This is a genomic window from Pseudonocardia xinjiangensis, from assembly GCF_050948425.1.
GTDB lineage: Bacteria > Actinomycetota > Actinomycetes > Mycobacteriales > Pseudonocardiaceae > Pseudonocardia > Pseudonocardia xinjiangensis.
This window is the reverse complement of sequence record NZ_CP192009.1, coordinates 7,291,222-7,306,960: the sequence shown is the minus strand read 5'-3', so window position 1 is coordinate 7,306,960 and position 15,739 is coordinate 7,291,222. Positions and strand designations below refer to the sequence as shown.

Genomic DNA, 15,739 nt, shown 5'->3' with positions numbered 1-15,739 from the left:
TACGAGGTCCGGGCGTTCCGTTCGGTCCTCCGGACGAGGTGCGCCATGCAGCTGCACTGAGATCGTTCCGGTCATGACGGACATGATCGCTGCGGTGTTGGGCACCGCGGCATGGGCGACGGGCCTGCTCGTCCTGGCGTTGATGGCGGCGCTGCCGCTCCTGGAGCGGTTCGGCACGCCGGGTGCGCGGCGGTGACCGGTCCGCTGCCGCCCGGTGCCGACCTGCGGGCGCCGTCGCGCCACCTCCGCCCGGCCATCCGCGCCGTCGAGCTCGTGAAGGTCCACGGTCGCGGCGATGCCGCCGTCCGCGCGCTCGACGGGGTGGATCTCGCCGTACCCGCGGCCCGGTTCACCGCGATCATGGGGCCGTCTGGTTCCGGTAAGTCCACGCTGCTGCACCTGCTCGCCGGGCTGGACAACGCCACGTCCGGCCAGGTCCTCCTCGGCGACACCGAACTGGGCGCGTGCAGCGACGCCCAGCTGACCGCGCTGCGTCGCGACCGGATCGGGTTCGTGTTCCAGGCCTTCAACCTGCTGCCCCAGCTGACCGCGGCACAGAACATCGAGCTGCCCGCACGGCTGGCGGGGCGCCGTCCCGACCGGGCGTGGCGCGACACCCTCGTCGGCCTGCTCGGCATCGGCGACCGGCTCACGCACCGTCCCACCCAGCTGTCGGGCGGCCAGCAGCAGCGGGTCGCCGTGGCCAGGGCGCTGCTGGGCCGGCCCGAGGTGGTCTTCGCGGACGAGCCGACCGGCAACCTCGACACCGCCAGTGGCCACGAACTGCTGCATCTGCTGCGCACGTCGGTCAGGGAGCTCGGCCAGACCGTCGTGATGGTGACGCACGACCCGGTCGCGGCCTCGTTCGCCGACGAGGTGGTCCTGCTGCGGGACGGTCGCGTGGCCGGCTCGGTGCCCGACCCGCGCCCGGACTCCGTTCTCTCCGCACTGTCTGCGCTGTCCGGCGCCCGGGCGGGTATCTGATGGCCGCCGGTGCGGCGGGGGCGCTGCTCGCCGAGACGCGCCGCCGTCCGGGACGCCTGCTGCTCACGGGGCTCGCCATCACGGTGGCCACGGTCTTCGCGGCCGGCACGCTCCTGTTCGGCGAGACGCTGCGCTCGTACCTGGGCGCCACCAGCGTGGAGACGCCCGACACGGTCGCGGCTGTCGTCATGCCGGACCGCCTGCCGGAGGACGCCCGTGCCGACCTCGACGGCCGGGTGTCCTCGGTGGCCGGCGTGGCGCAGGCCGTGGAGCTGCGGGAGCTCTACCCGACCGTCGGGGGCGCAGGCGCGGCCACGACCTGGCGGGTGACGTCCGATCCGATGACCGGGCCCCTCACCCGCCTGTCCGCACCTCCGGTGCGGGGCACGTTGCCGGCGGGACTCGACCAGGTGGCGGTGGGCGAGGGCACGGCGAAGCGCACCGACCTCGCGCCGGGCGACACGGTCACGCTGTCCGCGGGTGCGGGGGCCCCGCGGACGGTGACGGTCACCGCCGTGGTGCCGCTGGACGACGGAGGGCTGAACTCGCTCGTCACCACTCCCGACGCCATGTCGGCACTCGGCGGCTTTCTCGAACAGGTGGACGTCGCCGCGGATCCGGGGGTCGACCCCGCGGAGCTGGCTGCCCGTATCTCCGCTGCCCTCGGAGCCCCGGACGCCGCACGGACGGGCACCGAGCAGCGAGCGGCCGAGCTCGCAGACGGGTCGGCCTCGGTGAGCGCCGTGCTCGTCGGCGTCGGCGTGTTCGCGGCGCTGGCCCTGGTCGCGGCCTCCGTGATCGTCGCGTCCACCTTCCGCATCGTGCTCACCCAGCGGCGCACGCAGATGGCCCTGCTGCGGTGCGTGGGGGCCCGGCGGGGGCAGGTGGTCCGGGCCGTGCTCGCCGAGGCGGTCGTCACCGGCCTCGTCGCGGGAGCCTTGGGCGTGGGGTTGGCCTTGCTCGCCGGGTACGGGCTGGTCGCGGCGATGCGCGCGAGCGGCATGCAGGACGTGCCGGACCTGGTGGTGTGGTGGGCGGGGCTCGCAGGGGTGCTGGTGGTGGCCGTGCTGGCGACTGTGCTGGCTGCGCTCGCACCCGCGCTGGCGGCGGCGCGCATCCCCCCGGTGGCCGCACTGGGTGTCGCCGACGCCTCGGACGCCGGAACACCCCGCGCCGGACGCCGGATCGCGGTCGCCGCCGTACTGGCGGTGGCCGCAGGCGGCCTCGCCGCACTGGCACTCGGCGTCGCGCGGACCTCCGACGAGCTCGCGATGCTGGTCGTGGCGGGATCCGGGATCGTCGCGTTCGGCGCGCTCATCGTCATCGGCCCCGTGCTGGTGCGGGGGCTGGTGGCGGTCGCCGGGCGTCCGGTCGCCGCGGTCGGCGGCGCGTCCGGGCGGCTCGCGGTGGCCAACGCCGCCCAGGTGCCCCGACGCACCGCGGCGACGATCTCGGTGCTGGCTCTCGGCGTCGGCCTGACGTCGGCCCTGCTGGTCGGGGTGTCGTCGGTCCGCGCAGGAGCCGAGCAGAACATCGCCGAGATGTTCCCGACCGACGTCGTCGTCGCGACGGGGGACGCCGAGGGCGCCGCGGCACTGGCGGCCCGGCTGGCTGCCGATCCCCGGCTGACGGTGCGGGCCGACGGGCCCGCCGTGTTCGTCGACCCCGCGCCGGGGGTCGCGGAGGACGAGGCCCGCAAGGCTGTCGAGCAGGGGGCGAGCGGGGCGCCGGGCGCGCTGGTGCAGTACGCCGGGGACGCGCGGGACCAGGTGGAGGAGACGCTCGCCATCGCGCAGCTCATCGGGTTCGGGCTCGTCGGGATGACCGCGCTCGTCGCCGTGGTGGGGGTGGGCGTCACGCTGACGCTGTCGGTGACGGAACGGACCAGGGAGACCGGGCTGCTGCGCGCGGTGGGGCTGTCCCGGCACGGCGTCCGTTCGATGGTGGCCTGGGAGGCCGCGCTGACCGGCGCGGGTGCCGCCGTGGTCGGGGCCGTGCTCGGTGCGGTCTACGGCGCGCTCGGCATGCAGGTGCTCGGCCTCGCCACAAGCCTCTCGCTGCCCATTCTGACGCTCACCGGGCTCGTTGTCGGGGTCGTCGTCGTGGCGGCATTGGCGGCGATGGCACCGGCCGTCCGTGCCGGTCGGGTGCCGCCGATCCGCGCGCTCCAGGAGGCGTGAGGGCGGGCTACGGCGGGTCCGCCCCACACGGCACCGGCCGGAGGGGCGCCGACATACGGCTGCCCGGCGGCCGGTGCCGCGGTCGCACCGGAGGCTCAGGCCTCGGCCGGCTCCAGCAGGAAGACGGGGATCTGGCGGTCGGTCTTCTTCTGGTAGTCGGCGTAGTCGGGGTACGCCTCGACGGCCCGCTCCCACCAGGTGGCCTTCTCGTCGCCGGTGATCTCGCGGGCGACGTAGTCCTTGGAGACGGTGCCGTCCTGCAGTTCGACGTGCGGGTCGGCCTTCACGTTGTAGTACCAGACCGGGTTCTTCGGGGCGCCGCCGAGCGAGGCGACGATCGCGTACCGGCCGTCGTGCTCGACGCGCATGAGCGGCACCTTGCGCAGCTTCCCGGACTTCGCGCCGCGGGTGGTCAGCAGGATCACCTTGCGGCCCTTGATGTCGACGCTCTCCGTGGTGCCGGTCTCGAAGATCTTCTCGGTCTGGTCGCGGACCCAGCCGACGGGGCTGATCTCGTACTCACCTGTCAATGGCATATCTGTGGGCAACCCGGGGGCGACCTTGAACATTCCGTGATCTCTGGCGCACCGGGCGTCGCCCAGGTTACGGTCGGGGTACCACGGGAGCTCGCAGCAGCGGGCTGAGAGGGCGGCTGGGCGCCGCCGACCGCAGGAACCTGTCCGGGTAATGCCGGCGTAGGGAGGCAACATGGGAGAGCCGACGGTGGGCGTCACACCGCCGCGGGTGCTCACGATCGCGGGCACGGACTCGGGTGGGGGCGCCGGAGTCGCCGCCGACCTGCGCGCGTTCACCGGCTGCGGGGTACACGGATGCATCGCGGTCACCGCGGTCACCGTGCAGAACTCCGTGGGCGTCACGGGCGTGCACCCGATCCCGCCGGAGACGGTGGCCGCCCAGATCGAGACCGTGGCCGGCGACATCGGGCTGGACGCGGCGAAGACCGGCATGCTCGCGAGCCGCCCGATCATCGAGGCCATCGTGGCGGCCTGCGACCGGGTGGGGATCGGCGGCACCGGCCCCATCCCGTTCGTGATCGACCCGGTCGCGGCGTCGATGCACGGTGACCCGCTGCTGGCCGACGAGGCGCTGGACGCCTACCGCACGCTGCTGTTCCCGCGCGCCACCGTCATCACCCCGAACCTCGACGAGGTGCGGTTACTGGTCGGGATCGACGTCCACGACCGCAGCGCCCAGTACGACGCAGCGAAGGTGCTGCACGGGCTCGGGCCGCAGTACGTGCTGGTGAAGGGCGGCCACCTGGAGGAGGACGTCGACAGGTGCGTCGACCTCCTCTACGACGGCCACACCTTCACCGAGCTGCCCGGGCCCCGCTTCGACACCGGCAACACCCACGGTGGCGGCGACAGCATGGGCGCGGCCATCGCGTCCGGGCTCGCCCGGGGCCTGGCCGTGCCGGAGGCGGTCGCGTTCGGCAAGCGCTACGTCGTGGAGGCCGTCCGGCACTCCTACCCACTCGGTGCCGGCCACGGGCCGGTGTCGCCACTGTGGGCGGTGCGCCACTGGTGGGAGGAGCCCACCCCCTGATCTCCCGGTCGCTCGACCGGTGAGCACAACTCCAGATGACACGCGGGAGCTCGTGATCGAACGGGCTGAGAGGGCGGCTGACCATCGCCGCCGACCGCAGAACCTGTCCGGGTAATGCCGGCGTAGGAAGGACGATGCCATGACGGCACTCGAGGACCGTTCGGTCCGCCCCGAGGTCACCACCGGTCCCATCAGGGGCTCGCACAAGGTGTATCTGGACGGCCCGGACGACCTGCGGGTCCCGGTCCGCCGGGTGGAGCTCAGCACCGGCGAACACCACGACGTCTACGACACATCAGGGCCGTACACGGACGCCGACGCCACGATCGACGTCCGCGCCGGCCTGCCGGCACTGCGTGCCCCGTGGATCGCCGCCCGGGAGCCGGTGGACGGCGCCGCCACGCAGCTGGCCTGGGCCCGGGCCGGGGTGGTCACCCCGGAGATGCGGTTCATCGCGATCCGGGAGGGGGTGGACGCGGAGCTGGTGCGGTCCGAGGTCGCCCGCGGCCGGGCCGTGATCCCGGCGAACCGGTGCCACCCCGAGGCCGAGCCGATGATCATCGGCAAGTCGTTCCTGGTGAAGATCAACGCCAACCTCGGCAACTCGGCGGTGACCTCCTCGATCGAGGAGGAGGTGGAGAAAATGGTGTGGGCCACCCGCTGGGGCGCCGACACCGTCATGGACCTGTCGACCGGCAGGAACATCCACGAGACGCGCGAGTGGATCCTGCGGAACTCCCCCGTCCCGATCGGCACGGTGCCGATCTACCAGGCGCTGGAGAAGGTGGACGGCGACCCGGCGAAGCTGTCGTGGGAGGTCTACCGCGACACCGTGATCGAGCAGTGCGAGCAGGGCGTCGACTACATGACGGTGCACGCCGGCGTGCTGCTGCGCTACGTGCCGCTCACCGCGAAGCGCGTCACGGGCATCGTGTCGCGTGGCGGGTCGATCATGGCGGCCTGGTGCCTCGCGCACCACCGCGAGTCGTTCCTCTACACGAGGTTCGAGGAGCTCTGCGAGATCCTCCGCGCCTACGACGTCACGTTCTCCCTCGGCGACGGGCTGCGGCCCGGCTCGATCGCCGACGCCAACGACGAGGCGCAGCTCGCCGAGCTGCGGACCCTCGGAGAGCTCACGGCCATCGCCAGGGCCCGGGACGTGCAGGTGATGATCGAGGGGCCCGGCCACGTCCCGCTGCACAAGATCGCGGAGAACGTGCGGCTGGAGGAGGAGTGGTGCGGCGAGGCGCCGTTCTACACCCTCGGCCCGCTCGCCACCGACATCGCGCCCGGCTACGACCACATCACCAGCGCGATCGGCGCCGCCACGATCGCGGCCCGCGGCACCGCGATGCTCTGCTACGTCACGCCGAAGGAGCACCTCGGCCTGCCGGACCGGGACGACGTCAAGACCGGCGTGATCACCTACAAGATCGCCGCGCATGCCGCCGACCTCGCGAAGGAGCACCCCAGGGCCCAGGCCCGCGACGACGCGCTGTCCGCCGCCCGGTTCGAGTTCCGCTGGCTCGACCAGTTCCACCTCTCGCTCGATCCGGACACGGCGCTGTCCTTCCACGACGAGACGCTGCCGGCCGAGCCGGCCAAGACCGCGCACTTCTGCTCGATGTGCGGGCCGAAGTTCTGCTCGATGCGCATCACGCAGGACGTCCGCGAGTACGCGGAGGCGCACGGGCTGACGAGCGTGGAGGCGATCGAGGCCGGTATGTCGGAGAAGGCCGAGGAGTTCACCAGCAGTGGCGGCCGGGTCCAGTTGCCCATCGTGAACGGGTGAGCCCCGGTGGCGTCCCGGGAGATCGTGTGACGCGCTGCGCCACGCGATCAGAGCAGCTCCGGACTAGGCTCGACGGCGATGAGCATCATGGGCACGCGCGTCGTCCGTACAGAGGATCCGGTGTTCCTCTCCCGGGGCGCCACCTACACCGATGACCTGACCGACGAGCGGCTGAACGGTGCCCTGCACCTCACGCTCGTACGGTCCCCGCTTGCGCACGCGCGGATCACCGCCGTCGACGTCGAGGCCGCCCGCGAGGCGCCCGGCGTCGTCGCGGTGTTCACCGGGGCCGACGTCGACCTGGCGCCGGCGCTGTTGTTCGCGGGCGCCAACCCCGGCATGGTCCGACCCTGGCTGGCCACCGACAAGGTGCGCTTCGTCGGCGAGCCGGTGGCCGCCGTACTGACCGAGCAGGTCTACCAGGGCCAGGACGCCGCCGACCTGGTCGAGGTCGACTACGACCCGCTGCCTGCGGTGGTCGACCCCAGGGCCGCGCTCGCGGACGAGGTGTTGCTGTTCGAGGAGGTCGGCACCAACCTCGCCGGCGGCTTCGGGCACGACAAGGAGTTCGACGAGCACCTCTTCGACGACTGCGACGTCGTCGTCACGCGGGACATCGTCAACCAGCGCCTCGCCGCCTCTCCGCTGGAGACGCGCGCCGCCGCCGCCGTCTGGGGCGACGACGGGCGCGTCACCCTCTGGGCGTCCACCCAGAACCCGCAGTCCGCCCGGGACGAGATCGCCGGGTGGCTGGGCATCGACGCCGCGCTGATCCACCTGATCGCGCCCGACGTGGGCGGCGGTTTCGGTGCGAAGATCGGGGCCGACCCCGAGTTCGCGCTGGTGGTGTGGCTCGCCAAGGCCGCCGGCCGCCCGGTGCGCTGGGCGGAGACCCGTTCGGAGAACCTCACCGGGATGCTGCAGGGCCGGGCGCAGCTGCAGACCATCACGATCGGCGGCAACCGCGACGGCGACGTGCTCGCCTACCGCCTCGACATCCTGGCCGACGCCGGTGCCTACCCGCGTCTCGGCGTGTTCCTGCCGTTCTTCACCCGGCAGATGGCCCCTGGTGTCTACGACATCCCCAAGGTCGAGTCGCGGGCGCGCACCGTGGTCACCACCACGACGTCGACGGGCGCCTACCGCGGCGCCGGGCGTCCGGAGGCCACCGCGGCGATCGAGCGGGCCATGGACCTGTTCGCCGCCGAGATCGGCAAGGACCCGGCCGAGGTCCGCAAGCGCAACGTCGTGCCGCCGGACGCGTTCCCGTTCGAGACCAAGGGCGGCGCCGTCTACGACAGCGGCGAGTACGCGAAGGCCATCGACCGGGTGCTGGAGGGCGCGGGCTACGCCGAGCTGCGGGCTGAGCAGGCCGCCCGCCGCGAGCGTGGCGACGTCGTCCAGCTCGGGATCGGCGTCTCGGCCTACGTCGAGATCACCGGCGGCGGCGCGTTCAGCGAGGACGCCTCGGTCGAGGTGCACCCCGACGGCACGGTCACGGTGCTGACCGGCACCTCACCACACGGCCAGGGTCACGCCACGGCGTGGTCGATGCTCGCCAGCGAGCACCTGGGCATCCCCATCGAGAAGATCACGGTGAAGCACGGCGACACCGACCTCATCCCGCGGGGCTCCGGCACCATGGGCTCGCGCAGCCTGCAGACCGGCGGTGTGGCCGTCCACCAGGCGGCGGGCGAGCTCGTCGAGCTGGCGAAGCGGCGCGCGGCTGACGTCCTGGAGGCGAGCGTCGACGACCTGGAGGTCGCCGAGGGCGCGGTCACGGTCAAGGGCACGGACACGAGCGTCACGCTCGCCGAGCTCGCGGAGAAGGAGCAGCTGAAGGTCGACACCGTGTTCGACAGCGGCGCCCCGACGTTCCCGTTCGGCGCGCACGTCGCGGTCGTGGAGGTCGACATCGAGTCGGGCAAGGCCGTGGTCGACCGGATCGTCACGCTCGACGACGCCGGGCCGATCGTGAACCCGCTGCTCGCCGAGGGTCAGCGTCACGGCGGTATCGCCCAGGGCATCTCCCAGGCGCTGCTCGAGGAGGTCGTCTACGACTCCGAGGGCAACCCGCTCACGGCCACCTTCGCCGACTACGCGTTCCCGTCGGCGGCCGAGCTGCCCAGCTTCACGCTGCTGGACATGGCCACACCCACCAACCTCAACCCGCTCGGCGCCAAGGGCATCGGCGAGGCGGGCACCATCGGTGCCACGCCCGCGGTGCAGAGCGCGGTGATCGACGCCGTGTCCTACCTCGGCGTCCGCCACATCGACATGCCCACCAGCCCGCTGCGGGTGTGGGAGGCCATCAACGCCGCCCGCGGCGAAAGCGGAGCCGGCAGCGACAGCTCCGAGGGAGCGCAGCAGTGACGATCTCAGTGAACACATCCGTCAAGGTCGGGATCACCGTCAACGGCGAGGAGACCACCGCCGACGTCGAGCCGCGCCTGCTGCTCGTGCACTACCTGCGGGACGTGCTCGGGCTCAAGGCCACGAACGTCGGCTGCGACACCACCTCCTGCGGCGCCTGCACGGTGCTCGTGGACGGCGAGTCGGTGAAGTCGTGCACCGTGCTCGCGGTGCAGGCCGACGGGCAGTCGGTCACCACGATGGAGGGGCTCTCCCCGAACTCCACCGAGCTGCACCCGATGGCGGCGGCGTTCCGCGCCGAGCACGGCCTGCAGTGCGGGTTCTGCACGCCCGGCATGGTGATGGCCGCGGTGAGCCTGCTGGAGGAGAACCCCACCCCCACCGAGCGCGAGGTGCGCGAGGGTCTCGAGGGCAACCTCTGCCGGTGCACGGGCTACCACAACATCGTGCGCGCGGTGCTCTCCGCCAGCGGCCAGAACCCCGACGCCGTGCAGACCACCTCCGTCGACGCGGACGCCGACCAGTCACCGGCCGGCGGCGTCGAGTCCGCGCCGGGCTTCTCCACCGGGAGTGGTGCATGATCCCCGTCGCTTTCTCCTACGCGCGTCCGGACTCCGTCGACGGTGCGCTGGCGCTGCTCGCGGAGCACGGGGAGGACGCCACGATCCTCGCGGGTGGCCACTCGCTGCTGCCGGTGATGAAGCTCCGGCTCGGTGCGCCCGAGGTGGTCATCGACATCGGGCGGCTGCCGGAGCTGCGCTACATCCGGGTCCAGGGCGACGAGGTCGCGATCGGCGCCGGCACCCGGCACCGCGACCTGGAGGCCTCCGACGTGCTCGGATCCGACGTGCCACTGCTCGCCGCGGTGGCCCGCACCGTCGGTGACCCGCAGGTGCGTCACCGCGGAACCATCGGCGGGTCCCTGGCGCACGCCGACCCGGCGTCCGACCTCCCGGCCGCTGTCCTCGCGCTCGACGCCACCATCGTGCTGCGCAGCCCGCGCGGGGAGCGTCAGGTCCCCGCCACCGGCTTCTACACCGGGATGTTCTCCTCGGTGAAGGAGCCCGACGAGCTGATCGTCGAGATCCGGGTGCCGCGCACGGGTTCGGCCGGGTGGGCGTACGAGAAGTTCACCCGTCGGGCCAACGACTGGGCGATCGTCGGGGTCGCGGTCGTCGACGGCCGCGTGGGCCTGGTCAACATGGGAGCGAGCCCGTTGCGGGCGTCGGCCACGGAGGCCGCGCTGGCCGACGGGGCGTCGATCGACGAGGCTGCGGCGCTGGCTGACCAGGGCACGGACCCGCAGACCGACGTGTCGGCCACGGCGGAGTACCGGCGGCACCTCGCCCGGCTCCTCACCCGCCGCGCCCTCACCACCGCCGCCGGCTGACACTCCTGGGGATGATTCCGCCATTTGCGCATGGATGCGGCGCAATGGGGGAACGAGGACGGCATGGCCCTCGACGAGTCCATGCCGTCCAGGGATCGCGCTGCTGAGCCCCGGGACGGGCGCCGGCTCATCGCCGGTCGGTACGCGCTCGGCCGGGTGCTCGGCACCGGGTCGTCCGCGGTCGTCCACCGGGCTCGTGACCTGCGCAGCGGCGACGAGGTGGCGGTCAAGCGGTTCCACTCCGGGTCGTCGCCGCACGACCTGCGCCAGCAGCGCCGGGAGATGACGGTGCTCGCGCGGCTCGACCACCCCGGCCTGGTCGGGCTGCACGACGGGGGCACCGAGGACGGCAGGCCGTTCGTGGTCACCGACCTCGTCGAAGGTCCGACGCTGGCCCAGCGGATCAGCGCGGGCCCGCTCGCGCCCGGAGCGGTGCGGACGCTCGGCAGGCAGCTGGCCGAGGCGCTCGCCCACGTGCACAGCGGTGGGATCGTGCACCGGGACGTGAAACCCGCGAACGTGCTGCTCGACGGCGTCCGCCCGCGGCTCGCCGACTTCGGCATCGCCCGCGCGCTCGACGGGACCGCGGCCACCGCGACCGGGTGCGTCGTCGGCACGGCCGCCTACCTCGCTCCCGAGCAGGTGCGCGGGGAGGCGGTCGGACCCCCGGTCGACGTCTACGCGCTGGGGCTCGTGCTGCTGGAGGCCCTCACCGGCCGCCGCGAGTATCCCGGGCTCGCGGTGGAGTCGGCGACCGCGCGGCTGCACCGCTGTCCCGCGGTGCCGCGCGGACTGCCCGGTGGCCTCGGCGAGCTCCTCGACGCGATGACGAGGAGCGACCCTCGGCAACGGCCCACCGCCGCCCAGGTCGCCGCCGTCCTCGCCGCGGATCCGGCTCGCCGGACGCGGCGGGCGCCTGCCGGGTTGCGGCACGGGCGGCACCGGCTGCCCTGTCGTGGGCAGCGCAGGCCTGCGGCGTCCCGGCTCACGCTCATGCTGCTCACCGGGGTCGTCGCGGTACTCGCCGGGGCCTCGCCGTCGGACCCACCCGCTCCCGTCTCCGTGCCGGACGTCGATCAGGGCGCCGTGGTGCCCGGGATCCCGGGGGCGTCGCACGGCACCGTGTCCGCCGGTCTGCTGAACGAGTAGTGCGGCAGCGTCAGTGCGCGTCGATGATCAGGTCGGCGCCGCGCTCGGCGATGGCGAGCACTGTGGCGTTGGGGTTCATCGAGGGCACCGACGGTATGACGGAGGCCTGCGCGACCAGCAACCCGTCGAACACGGAGCGGTCGCCGCGGGGAAAGGCCATGCCGTTGATCGCTGCGGAGCCACCGAGGACCCGCCCTCGGGGCCACGCGTGGACCGTGCCGTTCGTGCCACGTTGCGGCACCGTCTCGTAGGCCCAGTCGACCGTGCTGCCGAGCAGTTCCTGCCAGCGGGCCGGGACGCTCATGGCGGGCGGCCCGGTCGCAGGCCCCGCCTCCAGGAGCAGTACCCGCGTGCCGGGGTTCTCGGAGAGACGCGCCGCCAGCACGCACGGCGCGCTCCCACCACCGACCACGCCGTGGTCGTCGGTCTCCATGCCGAACCCCCCCGCACCGCCGCCTCGTACGCGCCGAGCGCGGCAACGGGTCCGACGCTAGCTCCGCGCACCCGGCCGGAGGACAGGCCGACGTCGGACGTCACAGCTCGCCGTGCATGGGGGGCCGGAGCCGCCGACCGTCAGCCGACGAGGCCGGCGTCCTGCGCGGCGATGGCCGCCTGCACCCGGGACCGCAGCCCGAGTTTCGTGAGCACCCGGGACACGTGCGTCTTCGTGGTCGCCTCCGTGATCACCAGCTCCGCGGCGATCTCGGCGTTGGACAGGCCACGCCCCAGGCAGGTGAGCACGTCGGTCTCCCGGGGCGTCAGGTCGGCGAGACCCGCCGGCGGCTGCGGACGGCGGGCCGGTGGGGCGAGGCGGGAGATCACCCGGCGGGTGATCTCCGGGGCGAGCACCCCGTCACCACGGGCCACCGCCCGCACGGCCGCGAGCAGCGACGGGGCGTCGACGGACTTGAGCAGGAACCCGGCCGCCCCGGCGGCGAGGGCGGAGTCGACGTAGTCGTCGAGGTCGAAGGTCGTGAGCACGAGCACCTCGCACACCCGGTCCCGCGTGCCGGGATCCCCCACGAGCCTGCGGGTGGCCTCGATCCCGTCGATGCCGGGCATCCGGATGTCCATCAGCACGACGTCCGGGGCGGTCTCCCGCGCCAGCGCGACGGCCGCGAGCCCGTCGGCCGCCTCGCCGACCACCGTGATGTCCGGCGCGGAGTCGAGGATCATCGTCAGGCCGGTGCGGATCGCCGCCTGGTCGTCGGCCACCACCACGCGAACCGTCATCGCGACACCCCGTCCGGCACGGGCACGGGCAGCGCGGCGCGGACACTCCAGATCCGCCCCCGCCGGCCCGCCTCGACCGTGCCGCCCACCGCACCCGCCCGCTCGGCGAGCCCCACCAGTCCGGTACCGGTGCCCGGGGCCGCCGGGGCGTCCGGAACGAGGTCGTTGTCCACCTCGATCACCAGCTCACCGTCCCGGTGCTGCAGCGTCAGACGCACCGCGCAGCCGGGGGCGTGCTTGGCCGCGTTCGTCAACGACTCCTGCACGATCCGGTAGGCGGCGAGATCCACGGCGGCCGCGACCGGACCGGGCCCGCAGCGGCGGTCGTCCACGTCGATCCGCAGCCCGTTGGACCGCCCGGCGGCGAGCAGGTCGTCGAGGCGGCCGAGCCCGGCCGGGGAGGTGCGCGGCTCCGCGTCGGCCGAGTCGTCGGCCCGTAGCAGGCCGATCATGGTGCGCATCTCCGCGAGCGACGCCACGCTGTCGCGGCGCACCGCCGCCAGTACCCGGCGCAGGGTGGCGGGGTCGGCGTCGGGCAGGGTGAGCGCGGCCTCGGACTGGATCGCGATGGCCGACAGCTGGCCCGCGATCACGTCGTGCAGGTCGCGGGCCATCCGGGTGCGCTCCGCCGTGATCGCCGCGACCCGGTCCAGCTCGGCCATCCGGCGGGTCTGCTCGGTGCGCTCGCGCTCGGAGTCGGCGGCCTCGCGATGCCGTCGGACCTCCTGGGCCCACAGCACGGGTATCGCGAGCAGCAGACCGAGGTTGAGCACGGTGAGCAGGGCAGCCCGGCCGCCGTCGGAGACGAGGCTGGCCAGCCCGAGACCGCCCGCGACCAGCGCGGCGGTGGCCGCCACCGCCCGGCTCGCACGCCGCGAGGTGAACAGGATGGCGCAGTAGAGCATGTCGCCGAAGACCAGGACCGCTCCCAGCGGGCTGCTCCCGGTGGCCAGCATCCCCCCGAGCACCGCGGCCCAGGCCACGGCCAGGCCGAGCACGGGCCGTCCCCGCCGTTGCGTCTCGCCGAGGCACGCCACGGCGATCACGACCAGCCCGGTCCAGAGCGGCGGTTCTCCCGCGCCGGGGCGCGCTGACACCGTGACCTCGGGCAGGACCAGCAGCAGGAGCGCGCCGACCGCGAAGTAGCCGATGGCCTGGAACGCGTCCTCGCCCCGCTCCCGTCCCGACAGCCGCACGCGCCCATCCCAGCACGGCCGCCCGGTGCGGCGCGTCGGTCGAAGGAGGTACGTCCGGGGCGGCGGAGATCGGTCCCACGACCGACGACCGGGGCGCGCCCGGCGGCCAGAGTCTCCCGGTATGGGGGATTTCCTGTCCGAGAACCCGCTGGTGCTGCTCATCGGCGCCAGCGAGGTGGGCTTCTGGGTGCTGCTCGCCGCCGGCCTCGCCGCGCGCTACCTGCTGCGAGCCCGCCGGCTGAGCACCGTCCTGCTGCTGCTCGTGCCCGTCCTCGACGTGGTGCTGGTGTCGGCGGCACTCGTCGACGTGGCCGGGGGCTCGCCGCCGGACGCCACGCACGGGCTGGCCGCGGTCTATCTCGGTGGCACGGTCGCGTTCGGGCACTCGCTGATCCGCTGGGCGGACGCGCGGTTCGCGCACCGCTTCGCCGGAGGGCCGCCACCGCCGCGACCACCCCGCTACGGCGCCGCCAAGGTGGCGTACGAGTGGCGGGAGTGGGGCAAGATCGTGCTGGCGTGGGGGATCGCGCTCGCCGTGATGCTGCTGACGGCGACCGTCGCCGGCACCGGTGTGCCCGCGCCGTCCGACTGGTCCGCCGACCCGATGTGGAGCTGGGGAGCCCGGCTCGTGCCCGTCGTGCTGATCTGGTTCGTCGGCTGGCCGCTGTGGACCACGCTCTCCCCGCCCCGCGCACCGGAGACCACCGATGTCCGTGGCTGAGCAGACGCCGGCCACCGGCCGGATCGCGTCGCTCGACGTCCTGCGGGGCGTCGCGATCCTCGGCACCTTCGCGTCCAACGCGTGGCTGTTCGCCGTCCCGGGGGGTGCCTCGGTGTGGCTGTCGGGAGGGCTGCTGGCGAACGACCCGGTGGAGGCCGGGCTGCGGCTGCTGTCCAACGGCAAGTTCCTCGCGCTGCTGACGCTGCTGTTCGGCGTCGGGATCGAGCTGCAGTACCGGGCCGCGCTGCGCCGGGGCGCGCGGTGGCCGGGCCGGTACCCGGTGCGGGCGCTGGTCCTGTTCGTGGAGGGCGTGCTGCACTACGTGCTCGTCTTCGAGTTCGACGTGCTCATGGGATACGCGGTCGCCGCGCTGCTGGTGGCCTACCTGGTGGGGCGCAGCGACCATGCCGTGCTGGCGTGGACGGTGGCGGTCGGCGGCATCTACGTGGTCGTGCTGCTCGGGCTGACCGCGCTGCTGCTCGCCCTGCCCGACGACGCACCGGCCACACCGCCGGTGGCGGATCTCGCGGCCACCGCGAGCTGGACCGCCCAGGTCGCCGACCGCCTGCAGTACCTCCCCCTGTTCCGCATCGAGATCCTGCTGATCGTCCCGTCGGCCACCGTGTTGTTCCTGGTCGGCGCGCGGCTGCTGCGGTCGGGTGCGTTCGCCGGCTCACCGCCCGGTGCGCGGATCCGGCGCAGGCTGATGGTCTGGGGCTTCGGGGTGGCTCTCCCGCTCAACGCGCTCACGACGTTCGGCGGGGAGGACTGGTTCCTGGTCGACCGTTACCTGCTGCCGCCGCTCGTCGCGCTCGGCCTGCTCGGCCTGGTGACGAGCATCGTGCTGCGGTCGCGGGAAGCGCCCGGCCCGCTGCGTCGAGGCCTCGCCGCGGTCGGCCGGACGGCCCTGTCCTCCTACGTGCTGCAGAACGTGCTGGGCAGCGTGCTCTGCTACGGCTGGGGGCTCGGCCTGGCCGTCAGCCTGGCCGATGCGCGGCCGTGGTGGGTGGTCGGGCTCTGGGCCGGGGTCTGCGCGGTACTGATGGTGGCCGCGTCGCTGTGGCTGCGGCGCTTCGACCGCGGGCCGTTGGAACTGCTCGCGCACCGCGTGCAGGGCATCGGCCGGGTGCCGGTCCAGTCCGGAAGGGAATGACG

Annotated in this window: 15 protein-coding genes; 11 read left to right on the top strand and 4 right to left on the bottom strand. The window is 73.6% G+C overall.

Features of this window, described 5'->3' with window-relative positions:
- Window positions 1–73 precede the first annotated feature (73 nt).
- The 3 genes from ACQPZA_RS34500 to ACQPZA_RS34490 are packed head-to-tail and all read left to right on the top strand — an operon-like array spanning window position 74 to window position 3,164.
- A complete protein-coding gene (locus ACQPZA_RS34500; RefSeq protein ID WP_281359713.1) occupies window positions 74–196 on the top strand; it encodes a hypothetical protein in 123 nt (40 codons plus the stop codon).
- Complete coding sequence (locus ACQPZA_RS34495) at window positions 193–984, top strand: ABC transporter ATP-binding protein (RefSeq protein WP_433276436.1); 792 nt, start codon at window positions 193–195, stop codon at window positions 982–984. Before ACQPZA_RS34500 ends, ACQPZA_RS34495 begins: the two co-directional genes overlap by 4 nt.
- Window positions 984–3,164 (top strand): FtsX-like permease family protein, encoded by a 2,181-nt coding sequence (locus tag ACQPZA_RS34490; protein WP_433276434.1) that lies wholly within the window; start codon window positions 984–986, stop codon window positions 3,162–3,164. Before ACQPZA_RS34495 ends, ACQPZA_RS34490 begins: the two co-directional genes overlap by 1 nt.
- Before the next feature lie 95 nt (window positions 3,165–3,259).
- Here the strand turns inward: ACQPZA_RS34490 and ACQPZA_RS34485 are convergent, their stop codons facing one another.
- Entirely contained in the window at window positions 3,260–3,700 is a 441-nt protein-coding gene (locus ACQPZA_RS34485; RefSeq protein ID WP_433276432.1) for a nitroreductase family deazaflavin-dependent oxidoreductase, read from the bottom strand.
- Between the two features lie 172 nt (window positions 3,701–3,872).
- Here ACQPZA_RS34485 and thiD point away from each other — a divergent pair, with 172 nt between their 5' ends.
- The 6 genes from thiD (at window position 3,873) to ACQPZA_RS34455 (ending at window position 11,434) form a co-directional block, all read left to right on the top strand.
- A complete protein-coding gene (gene thiD / locus ACQPZA_RS34480) occupies window positions 3,873–4,730 on the top strand; it encodes a bifunctional hydroxymethylpyrimidine kinase/phosphomethylpyrimidine kinase (RefSeq protein ID WP_169395450.1) in 858 nt (285 codons plus the stop codon).
- Between the two features lie 139 nt (window positions 4,731–4,869).
- Window positions 4,870–6,522, top strand: a complete 1,653-nt coding sequence (gene thiC / locus ACQPZA_RS34475) for a phosphomethylpyrimidine synthase ThiC (RefSeq protein WP_169395451.1) — start codon at window positions 4,870–4,872, stop codon at window positions 6,520–6,522.
- A 78-nt stretch (window positions 6,523–6,600) separates the two neighbouring features.
- On the top strand, window positions 6,601–8,895 hold the full coding sequence (locus ACQPZA_RS34470; protein ID WP_433276429.1) for a xanthine dehydrogenase family protein molybdopterin-binding subunit: 2,295 nt from the start codon (window positions 6,601–6,603) through the stop codon (window positions 8,893–8,895).
- Between the two features lie 8 nt (window positions 8,896–8,903).
- Window positions 8,904–9,476, top strand: coding sequence for a (2Fe-2S)-binding protein (locus tag ACQPZA_RS34465; protein WP_312859049.1), 573 nt, complete (start codon window positions 8,904–8,906; stop codon window positions 9,474–9,476).
- Window positions 9,473–10,285: an FAD binding domain-containing protein gene (locus tag ACQPZA_RS34460; RefSeq protein ID WP_169395453.1), complete on the top strand. Its 813-nt coding sequence runs from the start codon at window positions 9,473–9,475 to the stop codon at window positions 10,283–10,285. Before ACQPZA_RS34465 ends, ACQPZA_RS34460 begins: the two co-directional genes overlap by 4 nt.
- Before the next feature lie 63 nt (window positions 10,286–10,348).
- A complete protein-coding gene (locus ACQPZA_RS34455; protein ID WP_433276427.1) occupies window positions 10,349–11,434 on the top strand; it encodes a protein kinase domain-containing protein in 1,086 nt (361 codons plus the stop codon).
- Window positions 11,435–11,444: 10 nt separating this feature from the next.
- Here the strand turns inward: ACQPZA_RS34455 and ACQPZA_RS34450 are convergent, their stop codons facing one another.
- The 3 genes from ACQPZA_RS34450 to ACQPZA_RS34440 form a co-directional block, all read right to left on the bottom strand.
- Entirely contained in the window at window positions 11,445–11,867 is a 423-nt protein-coding gene (locus ACQPZA_RS34450) for a GMC family oxidoreductase N-terminal domain-containing protein (protein ID WP_433276425.1), read from the bottom strand.
- A 140-nt stretch (window positions 11,868–12,007) separates the two neighbouring features.
- Window positions 12,008–12,667 carry a response regulator transcription factor gene (locus ACQPZA_RS34445; RefSeq protein ID WP_433276423.1) on the bottom strand — a complete coding sequence of 220 codons (660 nt, stop codon included), beginning with the start codon at window positions 12,665–12,667 and terminating at the stop codon, window positions 12,008–12,010.
- Complete coding sequence (locus ACQPZA_RS34440) at window positions 12,664–13,863, bottom strand: sensor histidine kinase (protein ID WP_433276421.1); 1,200 nt, start codon at window positions 13,861–13,863, stop codon at window positions 12,664–12,666. The genes ACQPZA_RS34445 and ACQPZA_RS34440 overlap by 4 nt, the downstream gene beginning before the upstream one ends.
- A gap of 121 nt (window positions 13,864–13,984) precedes the next feature.
- On the opposite strand from ACQPZA_RS34440, the gene ACQPZA_RS34435 reads away from it, so the two are divergent.
- Window positions 13,985–14,584 carry a hypothetical protein gene (locus ACQPZA_RS34435; protein WP_433276419.1) on the top strand — a complete coding sequence of 200 codons (600 nt, stop codon included), beginning with the start codon at window positions 13,985–13,987 and terminating at the stop codon, window positions 14,582–14,584.
- Window positions 14,571–15,737 (top strand): DUF418 domain-containing protein, encoded by a 1,167-nt coding sequence (locus ACQPZA_RS34430; RefSeq protein WP_433276417.1) that lies wholly within the window; start codon window positions 14,571–14,573, stop codon window positions 15,735–15,737. The genes ACQPZA_RS34435 and ACQPZA_RS34430 overlap by 14 nt, the downstream gene beginning before the upstream one ends.
- Window positions 15,738–15,739 lie beyond the last annotated feature (2 nt).

What these genes read in the sequence shown, in the direction of transcription:
- ACQPZA_RS34500 (WP_281359713.1), top strand. Translation starts at nt 74, where the DNA reads ATGACGGACATGATCGCTGCGGTGTTGGGCACCGCGGCATGGGCGACG.
- ACQPZA_RS34490 (WP_433276434.1), top strand. Translation starts at nt 984, where the DNA reads ATGGCCGCCGGTGCGGCGGGGGCGCTGCTCGCCGAGACGCGCCGCCGT.
- ACQPZA_RS34485 (WP_433276432.1), bottom strand. Translation starts at nt 3,700, where the DNA reads ATGCCATTGACAGGTGAGTACGAGATCAGCCCCGTCGGCTGGGTCCGC.
- thiD (WP_169395450.1), top strand. Translation starts at nt 3,873, where the DNA reads ATGGGAGAGCCGACGGTGGGCGTCACACCGCCGCGGGTGCTCACGATC.
- thiC (WP_169395451.1), top strand. Translation starts at nt 4,870, where the DNA reads ATGACGGCACTCGAGGACCGTTCGGTCCGCCCCGAGGTCACCACCGGT.
- ACQPZA_RS34470 (WP_433276429.1), top strand. Translation starts at nt 6,601, where the DNA reads ATGAGCATCATGGGCACGCGCGTCGTCCGTACAGAGGATCCGGTGTTC.
- ACQPZA_RS34460 (WP_169395453.1), top strand. Translation starts at nt 9,473, where the DNA reads ATGATCCCCGTCGCTTTCTCCTACGCGCGTCCGGACTCCGTCGACGGT.
- ACQPZA_RS34455 (WP_433276427.1), top strand. Translation starts at nt 10,349, where the DNA reads ATGGCCCTCGACGAGTCCATGCCGTCCAGGGATCGCGCTGCTGAGCCC.
- ACQPZA_RS34450 (WP_433276425.1), bottom strand. Translation starts at nt 11,867, where the DNA reads ATGGAGACCGACGACCACGGCGTGGTCGGTGGTGGGAGCGCGCCGTGC.
- ACQPZA_RS34445 (WP_433276423.1), bottom strand. Translation starts at nt 12,667, where the DNA reads ATGACGGTTCGCGTGGTGGTGGCCGACGACCAGGCGGCGATCCGCACC.
- ACQPZA_RS34435 (WP_433276419.1), top strand. Translation starts at nt 13,985, where the DNA reads ATGGGGGATTTCCTGTCCGAGAACCCGCTGGTGCTGCTCATCGGCGCC.
- ACQPZA_RS34430 (WP_433276417.1), top strand. Translation starts at nt 14,571, where the DNA reads ATGTCCGTGGCTGAGCAGACGCCGGCCACCGGCCGGATCGCGTCGCTC.